This is a genomic window from Halobellus sp. EA9 (genome assembly GCF_051195055.1).
Classification (GTDB): domain Archaea; phylum Halobacteriota; class Halobacteria; order Halobacteriales; family Haloferacaceae; genus Haloquadratum; species Haloquadratum rubicundus.
The window spans coordinates 210,961-229,594 of record NZ_JBNTJW010000006.1 but is presented as its reverse complement, the minus strand read 5'-3'; the positions used below and the strand labels follow the sequence as shown (position 1 = coordinate 229,594).

General features: G+C 62.7%; 16 protein-coding genes and 1 pseudogene. 8 read left to right on the top strand and 9 right to left on the bottom strand.

Translation table 11 applies throughout. The features are described from left to right. Nucleotides 1-5 precede the first annotated feature (5 nt). Both ACQUQ0_RS10045 and asnB read left to right on the top strand, forming a co-directional pair. Nucleotides 6-914 (top strand): NAD-dependent epimerase/dehydratase family protein, encoded by a 909-nt coding sequence (locus tag ACQUQ0_RS10045; protein WP_435184890.1) that lies wholly within the window; start codon nt 6-8, stop codon nt 912-914. Next, nucleotides 914-2,857, top strand: coding sequence for an asparagine synthase (glutamine-hydrolyzing) (gene asnB / locus ACQUQ0_RS10040; RefSeq protein WP_435184889.1), 1,944 nt, complete (start codon nt 914-916; stop codon nt 2,855-2,857). The genes ACQUQ0_RS10045 and asnB overlap by 1 nt, the downstream gene beginning before the upstream one ends. Before the next feature lie 39 nt (nt 2,858-2,896). On the opposite strand, the gene ACQUQ0_RS10035 is transcribed toward asnB, so the two are convergent. After that, nucleotides 2,897-4,252, bottom strand: a complete 1,356-nt coding sequence (locus tag ACQUQ0_RS10035; RefSeq protein WP_435184888.1) for a nucleotide sugar dehydrogenase — start codon at nt 4,250-4,252, stop codon at nt 2,897-2,899. An 87-nt stretch (nt 4,253-4,339) separates the two neighbouring features. Between ACQUQ0_RS10035 and ACQUQ0_RS10030 the strand changes: the two genes are divergently transcribed. From ACQUQ0_RS10030 to ACQUQ0_RS10020, 3 genes and pseudogenes are all read left to right on the top strand, one after another. Further along, nucleotides 4,340-5,464 (top strand): DegT/DnrJ/EryC1/StrS family aminotransferase, encoded by a 1,125-nt coding sequence (locus ACQUQ0_RS10030; protein ID WP_435184887.1) that lies wholly within the window; start codon nt 4,340-4,342, stop codon nt 5,462-5,464. Nucleotides 5,465-5,615: 151 nt separating this feature from the next. Then, nucleotides 5,616-6,034 (top strand): annotated as a pseudogene (locus ACQUQ0_RS10025) (sugar phosphate nucleotidyltransferase); the annotation flags it as partial. A gap of 13 nt (nt 6,035-6,047) precedes the next feature. Further along, nucleotides 6,048-7,031, top strand: a complete 984-nt coding sequence (locus ACQUQ0_RS10020; protein ID WP_435184886.1) for a GDP-mannose 4,6-dehydratase — start codon at nt 6,048-6,050, stop codon at nt 7,029-7,031. Between the two features lie 12 nt (nt 7,032-7,043). Here the strand turns inward: ACQUQ0_RS10020 and ACQUQ0_RS10015 are convergent, their stop codons facing one another. From ACQUQ0_RS10015 to glmU, 6 genes are all read right to left on the bottom strand, one after another. Continuing rightward, entirely contained in the window at nt 7,044-8,195 is a 1,152-nt protein-coding gene (locus ACQUQ0_RS10015) for a glycosyltransferase family 4 protein (protein ID WP_435184885.1), read from the bottom strand. A gap of 62 nt (nt 8,196-8,257) precedes the next feature. Beyond that, nucleotides 8,258-10,072: a glutamine--fructose-6-phosphate transaminase (isomerizing) gene (gene glmS, locus ACQUQ0_RS10010; RefSeq protein WP_435184884.1), complete on the bottom strand. Its 1,815-nt coding sequence runs from the start codon at nt 10,070-10,072 to the stop codon at nt 8,258-8,260. A 1-nt stretch (nt 10,073) separates the two neighbouring features. After that, nucleotides 10,074-11,246, bottom strand: a complete 1,173-nt coding sequence (locus ACQUQ0_RS10005) for a sugar phosphate nucleotidyltransferase (RefSeq protein WP_435184883.1) — start codon at nt 11,244-11,246, stop codon at nt 10,074-10,076. Between the two features lie 57 nt (nt 11,247-11,303). After that, on the bottom strand, nt 11,304-12,263 hold the full coding sequence (locus ACQUQ0_RS10000; RefSeq protein ID WP_435184882.1) for an NAD-dependent epimerase/dehydratase family protein: 960 nt from the start codon (nt 12,261-12,263) through the stop codon (nt 11,304-11,306). A gap of 48 nt (nt 12,264-12,311) precedes the next feature. Next, complete coding sequence (gene aglG, locus ACQUQ0_RS09995) at nt 12,312-13,226, bottom strand: glucosyl-dolichyl phosphate glucuronosyltransferase (RefSeq protein WP_435184881.1); 915 nt, start codon at nt 13,224-13,226, stop codon at nt 12,312-12,314. 94 nt (nt 13,227-13,320) lie between these two features. Next, entirely contained in the window at nt 13,321-14,523 is a 1,203-nt protein-coding gene (glmU, locus tag ACQUQ0_RS09990; RefSeq protein ID WP_435184880.1) for a bifunctional sugar-1-phosphate nucleotidylyltransferase/acetyltransferase, read from the bottom strand. A gap of 135 nt (nt 14,524-14,658) precedes the next feature. Here glmU and ACQUQ0_RS09985 point away from each other — a divergent pair, with 135 nt between their 5' ends. Next, on the top strand, nt 14,659-14,934 hold the full coding sequence (locus ACQUQ0_RS09985) for a hypothetical protein (RefSeq protein ID WP_435184879.1): 276 nt from the start codon (nt 14,659-14,661) through the stop codon (nt 14,932-14,934). Then, complete coding sequence (locus ACQUQ0_RS09980; protein ID WP_435184878.1) at nt 14,931-15,362, top strand: type II toxin-antitoxin system VapC family toxin; 432 nt, start codon at nt 14,931-14,933, stop codon at nt 15,360-15,362. The genes ACQUQ0_RS09985 and ACQUQ0_RS09980 overlap by 4 nt, the downstream gene beginning before the upstream one ends. Nucleotides 15,363-15,397: 35 nt before the next feature. Here ACQUQ0_RS09980 and glmM read toward each other — a convergent pair whose 3' ends face one another. Further along, nucleotides 15,398-16,717 (bottom strand): phosphoglucosamine mutase, encoded by a 1,320-nt coding sequence (gene glmM / locus ACQUQ0_RS09975; RefSeq protein WP_435184877.1) that lies wholly within the window; start codon nt 16,715-16,717, stop codon nt 15,398-15,400. Between the two features lie 111 nt (nt 16,718-16,828). Here glmM and aglJ point away from each other — a divergent pair, with 111 nt between their 5' ends. Continuing rightward, complete coding sequence (aglJ, locus tag ACQUQ0_RS09970; RefSeq protein WP_435184876.1) at nt 16,829-17,743, top strand: S-layer glycoprotein N-glycosyltransferase AglJ; 915 nt, start codon at nt 16,829-16,831, stop codon at nt 17,741-17,743. Between the two features lie 104 nt (nt 17,744-17,847). On the opposite strand, the gene aglF is transcribed toward aglJ, so the two are convergent. Then, nucleotides 17,848-18,603 (bottom strand): UTP--glucose-1-phosphate uridylyltransferase AglF, encoded by a 756-nt coding sequence (gene aglF / locus ACQUQ0_RS09965; protein ID WP_435184875.1) that lies wholly within the window; start codon nt 18,601-18,603, stop codon nt 17,848-17,850. Nucleotides 18,604-18,634 lie beyond the last annotated feature (31 nt).

The following is an 18,634-nucleotide window of genomic DNA, read 5'->3' as shown; positions in this document are numbered from 1 at the left end:
GAGGTATGGACGTAGCCATTTTCGGTGCTGCTGGATTCGTTGGACGGAACCTCGTCGACGAACTTACTGAGACTGGGCATACCGTATACGCGTGCGACATCGAAACAATGGAATACGACGCTAGCAACGTCGAATTCGTCGAGGTAGATATCACCGACGAGGCGGCCGTCGATTCGGTCGTCTCGAAGGTCGACACCATTGCACATCTCGCTGCTCACCCTTTACCCGCGAGTACCGAAAATCCCAAACTCAACGCTGAAATAAACGTCGTCGGCACCCTCAACATACTCGATGCAGCCCGGGAGCACGACGTAGACAAGGTTTTCTTCTCCTCTGCATCGTCGCTCGTCGGGGAAGTAGAGGAAGTGCCGGTCCCAGAAAGCCATCCTGCGTCCCCGCAGTCCCCCTACGGGGTCGCCAAGCACGCTATTGAGGAGTATCTCGAGGTGTACAACCAACTCTACGACCTCGATTATCTCGTCTTTCGGTTCTTCAACGTCTACGGGCCATACCAGCCACCGGAATCTGGTGCACTAGTTCCGGTTGTCCTCTCGCGAATTGCGCAGGACAAGGGTGTGTTCGTCACTGGTGACGGCTCCCAGACGCGCGATTTCATCTACGTGAGGGACATCACGGAGTTCATCGTTGAAGGGTTGGAAGGAGACGTAAAGAACGAAGTCGTCAATATGGGCCGTGGGGTGGAAACGTCGATCCTCGACGCGATCAACCTAATGGCGGACGTCGTCGACGTAGATCCGGACATCGACCGCAAACCGGAACGTCCCGACGAGATCGACAACTTCTACGCTGATACGAGTAAGTGTGAACAGCTGTTTGGGCGCGTTCCGGACACCGATTTCGAGACTGGTCTCGAGAAGACGTACAACTGGCTTGAGGCGACGCTCGAAGACTGATGTGCGGTATCTGTGGAGCCATCGGGCTCGAAGACGAAGAAGTCCTCGACGATATGTCGGCCTGTCAGCGACATCGCGGGCCTAACTCGACAGGCACGCACTTCGACGGTGGTGTAATGCTGGCGAATCAACGCCTCAGCATTATTGACGTTGATGGCGGTGACCAGCCGATATACAACGAGGAGGGCGATATCGTCGTTGTGTATAACGGGGAGATCTACAATTTTCGGGCGCTCCGCAGAGAACTAGAAAACCGCGGCCACGAGTTCACCACTCAGAGCGACACCGAGGTTCTCGTCCACGGCTACGAAGAATACGGGAAAAGCATCTTCGAACGGCTGAATGGGATGTTCGCGGTCGCGTTGTACGACGCATCACGCTCTCGACTCCTCTTGGCTCGGGACCGCGCCGGTATCAAACCGCTCTACGTGGCCCCACTGGACGAGGAATTCCTGTTCGCTAGCGAGCCCAAATCGATTCTACGGAGCGGCCGAGTGTCGCCAGCGGTCGACGCTGATGCACTCGGATACTTCCTCCAACTCCGGTACTCGCCCCCCCACACATCGCTGTTCGACGGAATCGAGACTGTCCAACCGGGCACCGTTGTCGACGTCCGTTTGCAGGAAGAAGGCTATACAGCGACGACGGAGGAATACTGGGACTTGTCGATGACGCCCACCGATCCGCCGGCGGACCCCGTGAAAGCAGTTCGCAACGCGTTGGGTCGGGCAGTGCGCCGACAACTCGTCAGCGAAGTGCCTGTTGGCTTCTATCTCTCGGGCGGCCTCGATACGAGCAGCGTCGTCGCAATGGCTGACGAACACACGGACGAGCCGATACACACGTTCTGTATGGGATTTTCTGACAGCCGTTGGGACGAACGGGACGACGCCCGGGCAGTTGCCGACCACTTTGGGACGAACCACCACGAGATTGTGATCGAGCAGGAGTATATGCAGGACTTCCCGGCGATGATCTGGCACGCTGACGAGCCCAAGCGGAACCTCTACCCCTACTACGTCGCGCAGGAGATGAGCGATCACGTGACTGTCGCGCTCGGTGGACTCGGTGCAGATGAACTGTTCGGTGGGTACGTGTACCGCTATTCTCGTCTTGGCCAACTAGAGGCACTTCGATCTCCAGCACTCGCCGACACTCGGCAGGGACTCGCAGAGATCTCTGAAACGCTCTTCGATATGCAGGTCGGTAACGATCAGTTCAAGCAGGACTCTCAGCTCGAAGACGTCGAACTGATGCGCTCTCTCGACGACCCGGCGCAACTCTACGTTCTCTTGAACAGCACCGACGTCATCGCCAGCCAGGAACTCTACGAAGAGCGCGCATTTGGCGAGCGGCTGCAGGATCGAGTCCCTCCCTCAGAAGTCATTGAGGACCGACACACCGGTGATTCCGATCTTGATCTGCGGGAGTCTGCCCTCCAGTGGGACTTTACGGTAAAACTCCCCGATGATTTCCTCTTGGTCGAGGACCGAACGAGTATGGCTCACTCGCTGGAGAGTCGAGTTCCGTTCCTCGACAACGACCTCATCGACTTGGCGTTCTCTCTCCCGCTGTCCGAGAAGTTCGGTGAAACCGGAAGTAATGTCAATGCGGGAAAAGCCGTCCTCCGGAGAGCTATGCGGGACGTCCTGCCGGCAGTCGTATTCGAGAAGGATAAGCAGGGGTTCACGATGCCGACCTACCCGTTCGTTCGGGATGAGATGCTCCCACACGCACGGAGTATCCTGAACGACCCACACGTCGTTCGCGAGGGCCTCGTGCAGCAGTCGTACCTCGACCGCCTTCTCAACGGATCTCCACGAAAAGATCTCACATCCCATTATAAATTGCTCTGGAAAATCGTAGGGCTAGAGATCTGGTATCAGATGTACATTGTGGGAGATGCGGCCGGGCCGCAGTCCCTGGAAGAATACTATACCTGAGTCGGGGCAGACTGATACGTTGGTCGTCTCCGGCGGTGGTTACTCGTATTTCGTCGCGCTCGTCCCGTCGCCGATGCGTGCGTACGTGAACGAATCCACAGCGTCCCGATCGAAGAATCGGCGCCCATCTACGAGGATCTCCGAGCGCATCTTGTCGGCTAGGTCGTCGAGGTCGATCTGCTCGTACTCGTCGTGAGCGGTTGCGAGTACGACACCGTCGAGATCATCCACAGCGAGGGGGTCCGAAACAGGAGTGGCGCCGGATTCGCGAATCTCCTCGGTGTCCAAGAGCGGATCGTGCGCGAACGTCTCCGCGCCCTGTTCTCGGAGATGATCGATCACATCAAGTGCCGGGGCATATCTGGTTTCGTGAACACCCGCACGATAAGTGATGCCCAGCACGAGGATGTTCGCGTTGCCCAGCGGGCGTTCCTGTCCCGCAAGTAACGATTCAAGAACCGACACGGCGTGGGTAGGCATTCCATCGTTGACAGCGCGTGAGGTCTCCTGTAGCGGTGTGTCGTCTGCGCGCTCGATAACGAAGTGTGGATATACTGGAATACAGTGGCCGCCAACGCCGATTCCCGGGACGTGGATGTCACAGAAAGGCTGTGTGTTCGCAGCCTCGAATACCTCTTCACTGTCGATTCCCCACTGCTCGCAGACCTTACCGAGTTCGTTCGCGAGCGCGATGTTGGTGTCTCGGTAGACTCCCTCGAAGACCTTTACGGCCTCCGCAGCACGTGGGCTGCCAAGTTCGATGACGCCGGGCTCGTTGAATGCCTCGTAGAACCGCGCTGCTGCTGTCGTACTTGCCCTATCAAGGCCGCCGACAATCTTCGGATAGGATTCGGTCAAGTCTTCGACGACGCGGCCTGCATAGGTCCGCTCTGGACAATAGGCGACGCCAAAGTCCTCGCCAGCGGTGAGATTGCCTGTTTCGATGGTTTCGACGACGACATCTTCGGTCGTCCCTGGCGGGACCGTACTCTCGAGAACAACTAGGTCACCGGAGGAAAGACCAGCCGAAATATCTTCTGCGGCAGCGAGAACGGGATCAAGAATCGGCTGATTATCGTCGTCAACGATGGTTGGGACGAGCATAACCGTGATATCTGCGGCCTCGGCAGCAGCCGCTCCGTCTGTCGTTGCCTCCAATCGGTTCCCCGCATAGCGATTGACCAACTCTGGAAGTTGTGGTTCGTTCTTGACTGGACACTCCCCAGCGTTAACAGTATCAACCACGGTCTCGTCGATATCGACGCCGATCACGTCCGCACCAGCGTCGGCGACGACAGCAGCGAGCGGAAGTCCCATTTTCCCGAGGCCGAACACCGCAACAGTCGTCCGACCAATGTCAAAGTCTATTCCCGCGTCAGCGCTGTAGACGTCCATCTTTGGAGAGCATTTCCAGTCCCTTGACTTAATGCGTTCGGCACCAGACGGGATGATTTATACACCACAAAACAAAGGCTGGGGTAGATGTCTGATCGGATACCACTGATCGAACCCGTCGTCGACGACCAGGAACTTGAGAACGTTCGCGAGGTTCTCGAATCTGGATATATGACTCAGGGACCGTTCGCAGAAGAGTTCGAAGAGAAGTTTACGGAGCTGTGTGATGCGACACACGCAATTACTGTCACATCGTGTACGACTGGGCTCGAACTCGCGCTCGAAGCTTACGACATCGGTGACGGTGACGAAGTAGTTATTCCCGACTTTACGCACCCGGCGACCGGGAACGCCGTCGAACACGTCGGCGCTGAAGCGGTACTGGTTGACGTCGATTGCGAGACGTACAACATCGACACCGACGCGGTGCGCGACGCTATGAGCGACGACACTGCTGCTATTATGCCAGTCTCGTGGGGCGGTCAACCCCTCAATCACAAACCGCTGCAAGCGATTGCCGACGAATACGACGTCCCTATCATTGAGGACGCTGCGTGTGGTGCTGGTGCCGAATTCGAGGGGCACGCTGTCGGGTCACAGTTCGACGTAAGCGTGTTCAGTTTCCACCCGCGGAAGGTTCTAACGACTGGTGAAGGTGGGATGATTACGACGGACGACGACGAGGCCGAGCGCGCGATGCGCAGCATCAAGAATTTCGGAACCGATCCGAGCGGCGATAGTTTCGGGTTCTTCCGCAAGGATGCGACGAATTTTCGCTTCAGTGACATTCTCGCGGCTGTCGGTGTCGCACAGATGGAGAAGCGAGCTGATATCGTTGAACGGCGGCGTGAGATCGCAGCACTATATGATGACCTCATCGCTGAGGTAGAGGGTGTAACCGCGCCAGCAGTCGTCGAAGGCGGCACGCATAACTATCAGAGCTATTGCGTTTACGTCGAGGCTGGCGACGATAGTCTCCGAGACGATCTCATCGACACCTTGAGCGAGAGCGGAATCGAGACCCAGATTGGAACATATGCACTGTCTGATACCGAAGCGTTCGAGGACGCCAAAGGTGCCGAAAGCGTCGAAATCTCAGTCGATCTCCAAAACAATCTCCTTACGCTGCCGATTTCTCATTCGATGGATGAAGCGGACCAGCGCCGTGTCGTCGACGAACTTTCATCCGCCCTCGAAGAACTCACAGTATAGCGAGCGGCAGAAGGTATTTTAACTGAACAAATTCCCCACAGGTATGAAAGATGCCATCTTAACTGCCGGGAGAATTTATATATAAATTGACAGAATCTATGCCTAAATATTGGTCGAAGTGGACGGCAAACCACTTATCGGAAATTTCTGAGGGAACCTCGGTGACATCGTTAACCGGCAGCAGGAGGATTGCGCGGACGCTGTCCTCCTCGTTGAACAAGTCCCGATGGAAGAGGCCTCGCGCTACGGCGTCTGCGACACCAACGAATACGATGAGATTCAGCGTGTCGTCGAGAAGCCGAAGATCCGCTGTCGGACCTCGAGATGACTGGATTTTACATATTCCCACAGAGGTCTTCCACGCCTGTCACCTCGTTCAACCTCCGACCGCGGCGAGCACAAGTCTCCCGACGTGATCGATCGCCAGATCCAGGCGAGCCGAATCATCGACGCCATCTGCCTCGACGGCTGGCCGCTCGACGTATGGTATCCCAAGGCTGCGACGACGCAGAAGAACGCTTACGGAGGGAAAGCGAATCTTCCAAACCAGAACAGACAAAAGAAGCCTGATCGAATCCCGCGTATGCAGATTCTCGTGACGGGGGGTGCGGGATTCATCGGTTCCAATCTCGCCGAAGGCCTACTTGATCAGGGACACCACGTCGTCGTTCTCGACAAACTCGATCCGTACTACGACCTTGGTATCAAGGAGCACAACCTCAACGCCTGCCGTGAGGCGGGACGCGATCGTTTCGAGTTCGTCGAGGGCTCCACGACGGACGAGACACTGGTCGAAGACGTCGTCGCGACCCACGACATCGATGTCGTCTTCCACGAGGCGTCGAAGGCCGGCGTCCGCACGAGCGTCGAACAGCCGAAAGCATACAACGAGAGTAATATCGACGGCATTGTGTCTGTCCTTGAGGCCGCCGCAGACCACGGCGTCGAACGAGTAATAAATGCTTCTTCCTCCTCAGTTTACGGCGTCCCCGAATACCTCCCGTACGACGAGGACCATCCGAACCACCCCAAGAGCCCCTATGCCGTCACCAAACTCGCCGCTGAACACTACTGTAACGTCTACGACGACCTCCGCGACGTCCCCACGGTGAACCTCCGATACTTCACCGTCTACGGCCCGCGGATGCGTCCGAATATGGCCATCTCGAACTTCGTCTCTCGCTGTCTCAACGACGAGCCGCCGATCATCTACGGCGACGGCGAGCAGACGCGCGACTTCACCTTCATCAACGACGTCGTCAGAGCAAACCTCACGCTGCTGGAGACGGACGCCGCGGACGGCGAAACCATAAACATCGGCTCGAACGACAACATCTCCATCAGAGAGCTCGCGGAGTACGCCGTCGACGAGACGGGCGCCGACGTCGACATCGTCCACGACGACGCGAAGGACGCCGACGCCAGACACACCCACGCGGACGTCTCGAAGGCCGAGGAGCTCATCGACTACGAACCGAGTACCGACATCCGCGAGGGCGTCTCGAAGTTCATCGACTGGTACGAGGCGAACCGCGAGTGGTACGAGCCGCTCGTTCGTAACTCCTGAGCGTCGACTCCCTCATCTCTCCCCGTTCGATTCGACGTCCGATAGCAACTCACGATAGCGTTTCTGCGCCGCCTCGAAGCTGTATTCGTCTTCGATCAACGCGCGCCCCCGTTCGCTGATGGCTTCGAGATCACGCTCGGTCGACATAATGTCCGCAATATCGTCCACTATCGTCTCGGCTTCACGTCCGCGCATCAGAAATCCCGTTTCGCCCTCTTTCACCACGTCTGGGACGCCAGACACGGGCGTCGCGTAGACCGGCGTTCCACACGCGAGCGATTCCAGAATCGTCGTCGGCAACCCCTCAGTCGGATGTGAGGGCATCACAAGGAGTTTCATCCGATTCAACTCCTCAGGTATGTCCTCGTGATCGACCCACCCGGCGAGTTCGGCGGTCCCGTCTTCGATCTCACGAGACAGTTCGGTCGCGAGCCAGTCGTACAGGGGACCGTCGCCGACGAACCGGAATGTCACGTTGTCCGGAAGCCGCTTAGCGACCTCGGCTAATTCCCGAATCCCCTTTTCTTCGTCGAGACGGCCGACGAAGCCGACGACGTCGTCGCGCTCTGAGAAAGGCTTCTGGCTAGAGAAGTGCTCCGTGTCGACGTAGCGTGCGCCGTGTGGATACACTCGATCGGAGTCCGGATCCAGACCGAGCTCCCTCGCCATATTCGGGGTATACGTCACGACGCGGTGCGCAGCAGCGAACCCTGCTGACTCAAGTAAACCCACACATTTTGCCAGACCCCGAGCCATCGGCGACGGCATTCGCTGCTCCCAGTTGAGTCGTAGTGTCAGGGGAACGTCCCCACGAGGCTCGACCAAGACTGTTTTTCCGGACATCCGGGCGTACAGGATCGGTATGAGATAAGACGTTGCACCGAAGAACAGTACAACGGATTCCGGACGCCTCCGGAGCACGAGACACATCCGAATCTGATTCAGGAGGAATCGGAACGCTGCGACGAGCACGTGGTTGCCGGCCCCTTTTTGAGTTAGTTCTATCACCTCTCGGTGGTCCCGGATCGACGACTCTTCGGGGAGATCCGCAGTAACCAAGCTGACCGGACCGATTGCAGCGAGAATATCCAGTAGCGTTCGTGTCGCGTTCTCTCCGGCTGAACTCAACGGATGCGTGACGACACAAACTCCCCTCCGAGACATATGTTGACCTCTCTTAAGAATGGAATATAGAAGTGACGAGACCGAACGAGTACGTGGTCTCTCTACTCCACCGTCACGCTCTTCGCCAGATTCCGCGGTTTATCGATAGACCGCCCCTTCCGATTCGCCACGTGGTAACTGAACAGCTGGAAGTACACGTTCGCCACGAGCGGCTCCAACTCCCCCAGCTCCGGAACCGTAAACACCTCGTCGACGAACTTCTCCGCGTCCACCGTATCCGACGCACACCCGAGCACGGGCGCTCCCCGCGATTCCACTTCCTTCACGTTATTCAGCGTCTCGCTGGCCTTCGCACCCTCGGTCAACACGGCAAGTACAGGCGTCTCCGACGTCACAAGCGCCAGCGGTCCGTGCTTCAATTCGCCCGCGGGGAACCCCTCGGCGTGATCGTATGAGATCTCCTTCAGTTTCAGCGCCCCCTCCAGCGCGACGGGCGCGCCCAGGCGGCGGCCGATGAAGAAGAACGCGTCGCCGTCGCCGTACTCCTCGGCCGCCAGACGGACCTGTTCTTCGGTATCCAGCACCTGCTGCACCGCTCCGGGAAGCCCCCGGAGGGCCGACAGCAACTCCTGGGCCTCGGCCGAGGAAATCGTCCCGCGCTTGCGACCCACGTGCACCATCACCAGCGCCAGCGTCGCCACCTGCGAGCAGAACGTCTTCGTCGCCGCGACGCCGATCTCCGGGCCGGCGCGGATGAACACCGTGTCGTCGACCTCCCGCGTCACCGTGCTTCCCAGCGTATTGGTCACCGCGAGGGTCCGGGCGCCCGCGCGCTTCGCCCGCCGCAACGCGGACAGCGTATCGGCGGTCTCGCCGCTTTGGGTCACCGCGACCACGAGCGTCCGCCAGGGGTCGCGACCACCACTGAACTCGTACTCCGAGGCGATCTCCGCCGAGGCCCGCACGTCGGCGTACTCCTCGAACAGCGTTGCCGCGTAGAGCCCCGCGTGATACGACGTCCCGCAGGCGACGAACTGGACCTCCTCCAGGGAGTTCAGGTACTCCTCGGGGAGGTCGAGCTCCAGGTCCACCTCGCCCTTCAGCTCGTCGACCCGGCCCGAGATCGCCTGCCGGAGCGCCGTGGGCTGCTCGTGGATCTCCTTGAGCATGTAGTGCTCGTAGCCGCCCTTCTCCGCGGCCTCGGCGTCCCAGTCGACCTCCTGGACGTCGCGGGCGACCTCCTCGCCGTCGACGTACGTCGTCGCGCCCTCTTCGGTGAGGCGGATGACGTCGCCGTCTTCGGGGTAGCTCACCCGGCGCGTGTGCTCGACGAACGCGGGCACGTCGCTCGCGAGGAACGTCCCGTGGTCGGCGAACCCGAGGACGAGCGGGTTCCCGCTGCGCGTCGCGACGATGCCGTCGCGGCCGGCGACCACGACGCCGAGCGCGTAGTTGCCCTCCAGGCGCTCGCTCACGTCCGCCACCACGTCGACGAGGTCGCGATCGGGCGCCAGTTCCTCCTCGACGAGGTGCGGGACGACCTCGGTGTCGGTGTCGCTCGTGAACTCGTGGCCGCGGCCCTCCAGTTCTCCCCGTAACGCGTCGTAGTTCTCGATAATTCCATTATGAACGACCGCGACGTCCCCCGACTCGTCGGTGTGCGGGTGCGCGTTCGCGTCGGTGGGCTCGCCGTGCGTCGACCAGCGCGTGTGGCCGATCCCGGTCGTCGCGGTCGAACTCTGGGGAAGGACCGCCTCCAGCGCGGACAGTTCGCCCTCCTTCTTGTAGACGTTCAGCCGGTCGCCGCCGAGGGCGATCCCCGCGGAGTCGTAGCCGCGGTATTCGAGGTTCGAGAGGCCCTTCCTGAGGATCGGAAGCGCGTCGTCGCGGCCGACGTAGCCGATGATCCCACACATACTACCCCCTCCGGACGATCGCGCCGGTCTCGATACGGCCGCTCACGTCGCAGCCCGAATCGACCGTCGTGTGATTTCCGAGCACGGTCCCGGGCGAGAGCGTGACGCCGCCGCCGACGGATCCGTTGTCGCCGACGACGCCGCCGAGCCGGACGTCTTCGTGGATGTCGCTGCCGACTACGACGTCTGCCTCGCCGCCCTCGACCGTCGTGTTCGGGCCGATTGAAGCGTTCTCGCCGACGACGCAGTCGCGGACGACCGCGCCGTCGCCGATCGTCGCGTCCGCGAACACGACGGCGTTGGCGACGACGGCGTTCGCGCCGACCTCGACGTTGTCGCCGAGCGACGTCCCCGGGAGCACCGTCGCCCCCGGCCTCACGCGGACGTCGGCGCCGAGCGAGGTCCGGTCGACGACCGTCGCCCGCTCGTGGACCGTCGCCGTCGACGACGAGTCCCCTTCGAATTCGCTCCCTCCGGACCGATCGAGCACCCGATCGTTGACCGAGAGGATGTCCCAGTGGTACGAGACGTCGAGCCAGAGCCCGTCGAAGGGCACGGCTCGGAGCCCGTCGCGGTACTCGCGGAGCACCGCCGTAACCGCCAGTTCGCCCTCCGCCTCAGCGGCGCGGAGGTCGTCGAAGACGGCCTCGCCGAGCCCGTACACCCCGGCGTTGATGTAATCGGTCGTGACCGCATGCGCGGGCGGCTTCTCCTCGATCGACCGCACCGTGCGCCCGTCGAGTTCGACGACGCCGTAGTTTTCGGGTCTGGGGTGCCGCGTCACGGCCATCACGGGGTCGCGGCTCTCACGCCGCGCGTCGATCACGGCGGAGATCGCGCTCGGTTCGACGATCCGGTCGCCGTTGAGCGCGATGAAGTCGCCGTCGATCGCTGATTCGGCTTGCAACAGCGCGTGGCCGGTGCCGAGTTGGGTCTCCTGGACGACGTACTCGATGTCGACGCCCCAGTCGTCGCCGTCGCCGAAGTAGCTCTGGATGCGCTCGCGCTTGTAGCCGACGACGAAGACGAACTCGTCGATTCCGGCCTCGCGGGCGGCCTCCAGGACGTGTTCGAGGAGCGGCCGGTTCGCGATCGGGAGCATCGGTTTCGGCCGCGTCCGGGTCAGCGGCCTGAGCCGCGTTCCCTCGCCGGCCGCGAGTACGACTGCCTTCATACTGACTCCCTCGCGGTGGACGGTGTTCAATATTTTGTGTCGAACGTTCGTGAGAGATCAATTCGGTCCGAGCATCTCTCGAACTGTCCCCTCGACCGTGAACTCCGTCTCGAACCCGAGCCGATCGCGTGCGGTCGCCGTGTCGACGGGGAAATCCGGTCCCGTGGGCTGGCTGTCTCGGGGATCCTCGACGAATTCGATCTCCGGTTCGTAGCCGCGCTCTTCCAGGCAGACGCGCTGGACGATCTCGGCCACGTCGATGACGTTCAACTGCTCGCCGCTCGCGAGCGGGATATCGATCGCGCCGACTTCGTCCCCCTCACCTCCGACCAGCGCGGCCATCGAACGCCGATACGCGCGGGCGACGTCGTTGACGTGGATGAAGTCGAACGTCTGCGTTCCCGGGCGGTGGATCTCCAGCGGCTTCGACTCCCGCGCCCGACTGACGAAGATGTTGATCACCGTCTCCTTGCCGACCGTGGTGCCCGCGAACTCGTGGGTCCCGTAGAGGTTGGCCGTGAGAAAGAGATGAGCCGGGAAGGCGTCCGCCGCGAGGTCGTGGATGTCGTCCTCGTTCAGTTTCTTCGTCAGTCCGTAGAGGCTCACGGGGTCCCGCGGATGCCCCGCGTCGATCGGAAACTCGACCGGTTCGCCGATGACTGCCATACTCGACGCAAACGCCAGCGGAATTCCCTCCCTCCGACAGTGCCAGGCGATGTTCTCGGTCCCCTGGACGTTGACCTCGAACGCGCGGTCCGGATCGGACTCACAGTCCGGAATTCCGCTGATCGCCGCCAGATGGCAGACGGCGTCGACATCCGAGAGCGTGCGCCGGAGTCGGTCGGCGTCGCGGATGTCGCACTCCACGAACTCGGACTCTGGAAACTCGGCGACCTGATGACCCGACAGGTCGTCGATCGCGACGACCTCGGCGCCGGCGTCCAGCAGTTCGGAGACGACCCGCGAGCCGATGTAGCCGCCGGCACCGGTCACGGCGACGCGCCGATCGGTGAGCATACCCCAGATTCATCTCTGGGGGACATACCTCCTTCGGGACGTGGTTCGCTATCCCGACGCGACCGCGTAGAGGAATCCGAATCCGACGGCAGCGGTCAGAACGAGTGAACACAGTCCCCGTTTCGCGGCCTGACTCGACCTGCGGACGATGGCTCTGTACGCGTAGCCCGGGAGTCCGTGAAACAGCAACTGGGAGAGGAAGGCGCCCTCTTCGCCGCCCGAATCGCCGATGAGTTCGTCCAGGGCGCGCTTCGAGTACCCCTGCCAGAACGCCCGCTTGACGAGCCACTTCGGGTCTGTCCGGAAGTCGAACACTTTGTGTTCGACGACTGCGTCGGGATTGTACCAGACGCGTTCGCCGAAGGCATCGTGCATCCGCGCGGACAGCTCCGTCTCCTCGCCCTGGATCTGCCTGTCGCCGTGCCGGCCGAGTTCGGGCTCGAAGCCGCCGATCTCCTCGAATACCTCCCGCTTGAAGGAGATGTTCGATCCGAAGGTGTTCCGGACCTCGCACTCCTCTTTGGGGAATCCGCGGTGCGTCACGCCGACGAGCCAGTAGAACTCCGGCGGGAGGAACGTCGGTTCGCCCGCGACCCACAGCGGCGCCATCCGGCCGCCCGCCGCCATCGCGTCCCGTCGCTCGTAGGTCTCGACGAGCTTCTCGACCCAGTCCGGTCGAGCGACTGCGTCGTCGTCGAGGAACGCGATCACGTCTCCGGTGCTCTCTTCGATTCCGGCGTTTCGGCTCCGTGAGAGGCCGAGGTTCGTCTCGTTGCGGTGGATTCGAACCCCCCCGACGTCGCCGTAGTCGTCGCGGACGCGTCGATGGAGCGTCTCGCTCCCGTCGACGACGACGACTGCCTCGACGTCGTCGTAGCTCTGCTCAAGCACGCTCTCGACCGCGTCGCGAAGGTGGCCGTAGAGATCGGGGTCGTACGCACAGATGACGACGGAGACGCGCATCGGCGGAAAATGCCGACTGTCCGTGAAATACTTTGTAGTTCGGCCTTCGACGGACGCTCGATCGGTATCGTTGCCTGCCTCCGATCGACGCCGTTTACTCGGATTCGACGTCCCGGACCACCACTTCACCAGGCGTGGTCGTCGCCCCCGACGCCAGTTTCACGCCCGCGTTCAGACTCGTGTTGATGCCCGTTTTCGCCCGGTCGCCGAGCACGACGCCCAGCTTCCGCCGACCCGTGTCCACGCGTTCGCCCTTCACCGTCATCTTCACCGAGGCGTCGTCGTGGCGCAGGTTCGCCACCTTCGTTCCGGCGCCGAGGTTCACGTCCCGCCCGAGAACCGAGTCGCCGACGTACGACAGATGCGGGACCGCCGCGTTTTCCATCAGAATCGAGTTCTTGACTTCGACGCCGTGGCCGACTGTTCCATTCGGGCCGACGACCGTTGCCCCGCGGACGTACGCGTTCGGGCCCAATTCGGCGCCGGATTTCACGATCGCGGGGCCCTCGATGGTCACACCGTCGCGAACCGTCGCCCCTCCCTCGACGACGACGTCGCCGTCGACGCTCGCGCCGGCTGCGACGTCTCCGTCGATCTCGCGCTCGATGTCTTCCAAAAGGAGTTCGTTCGCCCGCAGCAGCTCCCAGGGGCGTCCCACGTCGAGCCAGCGGCCGTCGTACTCCACGACGGAGACCTCGCGGCCGTCCGCCAGCAGCAACTCCAGCGTCTCCGTGATCTCGTACTCGCCGCGCTCGCTCTCTCCCGTCCGGTCGATGTACTCGAACACCTCCGGCTCGAAGGCGTAACAGCCGACGTTCGCGAGGTTCGTCGGCGGATCAGACGGTTTCTCGACGATGGCTTCCAGGTCGCCGTCGGCGCCGACCGAGACGACGCCGTACGAACTCGGGTCCGACACCGCAGTCGTCGCGATGGCGTATCCGTCGGCGGCGGCGAGCGCCTCGGCGAGCCCGGGGTCGACGAGGACGTCCCCGTTGAGGACGACGAAGCGATCGTCGACGACAGAGCGGGCCTGCGCGATGGCGTGCGCCGTCCCTTTCGGATTTTCCTGTTCGACGTAGCTGATCGGAACCCCCCGATACTCGGCTCCGAGCGCGTCGCTCACGTCCTCGCCCCGGTAGCCGACCACGACGACGAACTCCTCGACGACGTCGGCGCAGGCGTCGAAGACGTGTTCGAGGAGCGGTCGGCCGGCCGCCGGGAGCAGCGGCTTGGGTCTGTCGTCCGTCAGCGGTCGCATCCGCGTTCCCTGTCCGGCCGCGAGTACGACTCCGTACATACGTCGCCCGACGGCACACCGGCGTATAGTGGCTATGGTCCCTGCTGTTTCGAGGGATGACCGAACGCCGAGATCTCGGCTGTTACTCGGTTACTGGGTGGAAACGTTTACCCAACACCGCGCGAATACCCGTCTATGGCGACGGCAGTGAAAGTCGACGACGACGCGAAGTCGCGGCTCGAAGAGCTCCAGGCGGAGATCCGCCTTCGGACCGGGCAGAACGTCACCCAGCAGGAGCTCCTGACGCGGCTGATCGACGACGCATACGAGTCGCGAGCGGACGTCATCGACTCCTTCCGGGAGTCGACCGTGCCGCTCTCCGCCGACGAGAAGGACGCGATGCGCGAGGGCCGGATCAGTTCAGGCGTCGAAACCGACGAGTCGGACATCGACGAGATCCTGTACGGATGACCGTCCTCGTCGACACGGGCGTCCTGTACGCCGAGCACGATGCGGACGCAGCGAGACACGAGGCGGCCGCCGAGGCGCTTGAAGCCGTCTACGACGGCGACCTGGGACAGCCCTACATCAGCGACTACGTCTTCGACGAAGCGCTCACCCTGGCCCGCAGGCGGACCGGATCGTTCGCTGCGGCCAAGAACCTGAGCGACCGCCTCCTGGGGCGCGAAGCGTATCCGCGAGCTTTCGAGATGCTGCACGTCTCTGCGGGGTCGTTTTCGGATGCGGTCAACGTCTTCGAGCGATACGACGATCAGGAACTGAGCTTCACGGACGCTCTGACCGTAGCGCTGATCGAGCGGAACGGCCTCGATCGGGTGTTGAGCTTCGACGACGACTTCGACGGAGTCGTCACTCGGGCAGATCCGGCGGACGTGTGATCGCCTGGCAGCAGTGACGTCGTCGCGCGGCGGCGTCACCTCGCCCGCTCGACCAATTCCTTCGCTTCCGCGAACAGCGCGTCGGCGTCGTCTTCGTCGCGGGCTTCCGCAGTCAGTCGGACGAGCGGTTCGGTCCCGCTCGCGCGCACGAGGAACCACCCCCGGTCGGTGTCGATCCGGACGCCGTCGAGCGTCTGCACCTCCGCGTACTCCTCGTCTGCGATCTCCCGTACTCGGTCCATCACTGCGCCCTTGCGTTCGGTGCGGACGGCGTCCCGGCGGATCGGATACCGCGGCAGCTCGTCGACGAGCGCGGACAGCGGTCCGTCGTCGGCGACGACGGCGGCGAGCCGACACGCCGCGAGCGGGCCGTCCGGACAGAGCGTCTCGTCGGGCCAGATCCACGCGCCGCTCGGCTCGCCGCCGAAGACGACCCCCGGCTCGGCGGCGCGCTCGGCCACGAAGACGTCGCCGACGGGCGTGTAGACGACGTCGCCGCCCCGTTCGGAGACGGCGTCGGCGACCGCGAGCGAGGTGTCGACCGGAACGGCCACGCGATCGCCCTCGCCGACCTCCCGGCGTCCGAAGAGCGCGAGCAGGGCGTCGCCGCCGACGAAGGCTCCCTCCTCGTCGACGGCCAGCATCCGGTCGGCGTCGCCGTCGTGGAGGATCCCGAGGTCGGCGTCGGTCGACTCGACGAGCGCCCGCGCGGTCGCGCAGTTTTCTGCCGTGGGCTCGCTCGGCCGTCCCGGAAAGCCGCCGTCGCGCTGGCCGTTGAGCGTCTCGACGTCGCAGCCGACGGCGTCGAGGACGTCGGCCGTGACGCGGCCGGTCCCGTTGCCGACGTCGACGACGACCGAGAGCTCGTCGACGGGCGCGTCGGCCAGGGCCTCCCGGAGCACTGCGGCGTGGCGCTCGCGGGCGTCGCTCGCGGCGGTCCGCTCGCCGACGCCGTTCCAGTCCGCGAGGTCGAACGCCTCCCCCTCGACCGCTTCGGCGATCTCCCGCTTCTTCCTCTCGTCGAACGCCTGCCCGCTGGGCGACCAGAGCTTGATCCCGTTGTCCTCGGGGGGATTGTGCGAGGCCGTGATCGCGACGCCAGCGTCCACGTCGACCTCGCCCACGTAGCGGGCGATAGTAGGCGTCGGCTCGACGCCGACGCCGATCGCGTCGCCGCCGCACTCGGTCACGCCCGCGACGAGCGCGCGTTCGAGCATCCGGCCGCTCTCGCGGACGTCGCGGCCGACGACGACCCGTTCGTATCCCGTCGAGGCGAGCGCCCGGCCGACGCTGAGCGCCAACTCGGCGGTGACTTCCGACCCGACGCGCCCGCGGATGCCGCTGGTCCCGAACATCGTTCGTCCGTACGCGAAAGCGGGAGAAAAATCCCGGTAGTGGGCGAGTGGAACGCGCCGGCCGTGTCGCTTTCGGAACCACTTTTATGCGTCCCCGACGCAGTCCCGACGATGGATTACGACGACGTCTGCGTCCTCGTGCCCACCTACAACGAGGCCGAGACGATCGGCGAGGTAGTCGCGGACTTCCGGAGCGCGGGCTTCGACGACGTCCTCGTCGTCGACGGCGGCTCCGAGGACGGCACCGACGACATCGCCGACGAGCACGGCGCGCGCGTCGTCTACCAGTCCGGATCGGGCAAGGGCCAGGCCGTCCGCGAGGGCGTCCGCGAGCACGTCGACCGCGAGTACGTGCTGATGCTCGACGGCGACGCGACGTACCGCGTCGAGGACGCCGAGACGATGCTGGAACCGCTCCTGGAGGGCGATGCGGAACACGTCATCGGCAACCGATTCGCGGACCTCCGCGAGGGCGCGATGACCCGATTCAATCAGTTCGGCAACCGCATCATCAACCGCGGGTTCTCGATCGTCCACGGGGAGAACTACGGCGACATCCTCTCGGGCTACCGCGCGTTCACCCGCGAGTCGTTCCTGCAAATGACGCTCTCCTCGGACGGCTTCGGCGTCGAGACCGAGATGGCCGTCGAGTGCGCAAAGCGGAACGTCCCGACCGCGGTCGTCCCGATCTCGTATCTCCCTCGCCCCTCCGGATCGGACACGAACCTCAGACCGATCCGCGACGGCGGGATCATCTTCCTGGAACTGTACCGCCGCGCGAAGACCAACAATCCGCTCTTCTACTTCGGCAGTCTGGGCGTCCTCTCGACGGTCACCGGCCTCGTCATCGCCGCGTACGTCCTCGTCGACTGGCTCACGCGAGGCATCTCCCACGAGGTGCTCGCGGTCGTCGCGGGGTTCGGGATTATCGTCGGCGTCCAACTGCTGATGTTCGGCGTCCTCGCGGACCTGATCCTCGCGCTCCACCGCGAGACGCTACAGGAGATCGATCGGCTCGACGAGTGATACCGACCGCTCTCGCCCCCGTCACACTGACTGTTCTCGTCTCGGACCGCCGAGCACCGCCACCGGGAGTGACGACCGCCGGTACACGATACGAGTGATCAGTATCAGGACTCTATCGACCTCTCGGAATCCGTCTCCGCGTCTATGTTTTCGCTCTTCAACCGCGCTTCCGCTTCCTCCCGATCCTCGGGATAGCCAACGTCCACCCGCCATCCCTCTAATCCGATCGCATCGATAGTACGACCACTCTGAATCAGGAGATCGATCGCCTCCGAGATCTCGTACTCACCCCTGTTAGACGGCTGCACCAGATGACAGGCGTGGAAGATCGCCGGCGTAAACGTGTAGAACCCCGTCATCACTAAATTAGAGGGCGGATCGTCCGGTTTCTCCACGACATCCGTAATCTCCCCGTATTTGTTCGTGTCACACACTCCGTACCGGCTCGCCTCTTCCCAGGGGACCTCCTCGACGAGGAACGCCGCATCGGCTCGATCCTCGCGCTGTCGCCGGACCACGTCTTCCAGGTTCGCGCGGAAGACGTTGTCCCCGAGCATCAGCATAAAGTCGTCGTCGATGTGGTCCTCCACAGTAAGCAACGCGTGCGCCAGTCCCTTCTGCTCGCGTTGATGTGCGTACGTGATCGGGATGTCATCGAACTCGTCGCCGTAGTGGTCGATGATTTTCTGCTTCAGGTATCCCACGACCACGACGAGTTCGTCGGCCCCCAGTTCGACGAGCTGCTCGAAGCAGTGTGTCAGAATGGGCTTTTCGTTCACCTCGACCATCCCCTTGGGCTTGTCCTCGGTGAGCGGCCGGAGACGGGTGCCTTCGCCGGCTGCCAGTACGACAGCTTTCATTGTGTCTTGTCGATGGCGGCGTACTGTGAAA

Excerpts from the sequence above, each read along its gene's own strand:
- ACQUQ0_RS10045 (WP_435184890.1), top strand. The coding sequence starts at position 6 with ATGGACGTAGCCATTTTCGGTGCTGCTGGATTCGTTGGACGGAACCTC.
- asnB (WP_435184889.1), top strand. The coding sequence starts at position 914 with ATGTGCGGTATCTGTGGAGCCATCGGGCTCGAAGACGAAGAAGTCCTC.
- ACQUQ0_RS10035 (WP_435184888.1), bottom strand. The coding sequence starts at position 4,252 with ATGGACGTCTACAGCGCTGACGCGGGAATAGACTTTGACATTGGTCGG.
- ACQUQ0_RS10030 (WP_435184887.1), top strand. The coding sequence starts at position 4,340 with ATGTCTGATCGGATACCACTGATCGAACCCGTCGTCGACGACCAGGAA.
- ACQUQ0_RS10020 (WP_435184886.1), top strand. The coding sequence starts at position 6,048 with ATGCAGATTCTCGTGACGGGGGGTGCGGGATTCATCGGTTCCAATCTC.
- ACQUQ0_RS10015 (WP_435184885.1), bottom strand. The coding sequence starts at position 8,195 with ATGTCTCGGAGGGGAGTTTGTGTCGTCACGCATCCGTTGAGTTCAGCC.
- glmS (WP_435184884.1), bottom strand. The coding sequence starts at position 10,072 with ATGTGTGGGATCATCGGCTACGTCGGCCGCGACGACGCGCTTCCGATC.
- ACQUQ0_RS10005 (WP_435184883.1), bottom strand. The coding sequence starts at position 11,246 with ATGAAGGCAGTCGTACTCGCGGCCGGCGAGGGAACGCGGCTCAGGCCG.
- ACQUQ0_RS10000 (WP_435184882.1), bottom strand. The coding sequence starts at position 12,263 with ATGCTCACCGATCGGCGCGTCGCCGTGACCGGTGCCGGCGGCTACATC.
- aglG (WP_435184881.1), bottom strand. The coding sequence starts at position 13,226 with ATGCGCGTCTCCGTCGTCATCTGTGCGTACGACCCCGATCTCTACGGC.
- glmU (WP_435184880.1), bottom strand. The coding sequence starts at position 14,523 with ATGTACGGAGTCGTACTCGCGGCCGGACAGGGAACGCGGATGCGACCG.
- ACQUQ0_RS09985 (WP_435184879.1), top strand. The coding sequence starts at position 14,659 with ATGGCGACGGCAGTGAAAGTCGACGACGACGCGAAGTCGCGGCTCGAA.
- ACQUQ0_RS09980 (WP_435184878.1), top strand. The coding sequence starts at position 14,931 with ATGACCGTCCTCGTCGACACGGGCGTCCTGTACGCCGAGCACGATGCG.
- glmM (WP_435184877.1), bottom strand. The coding sequence starts at position 16,717 with ATGTTCGGGACCAGCGGCATCCGCGGGCGCGTCGGGTCGGAAGTCACC.
- aglJ (WP_435184876.1), top strand. The coding sequence starts at position 16,829 with ATGGATTACGACGACGTCTGCGTCCTCGTGCCCACCTACAACGAGGCC.
- aglF (WP_435184875.1), bottom strand. The coding sequence starts at position 18,603 with ATGAAAGCTGTCGTACTGGCAGCCGGCGAAGGCACCCGTCTCCGGCCG.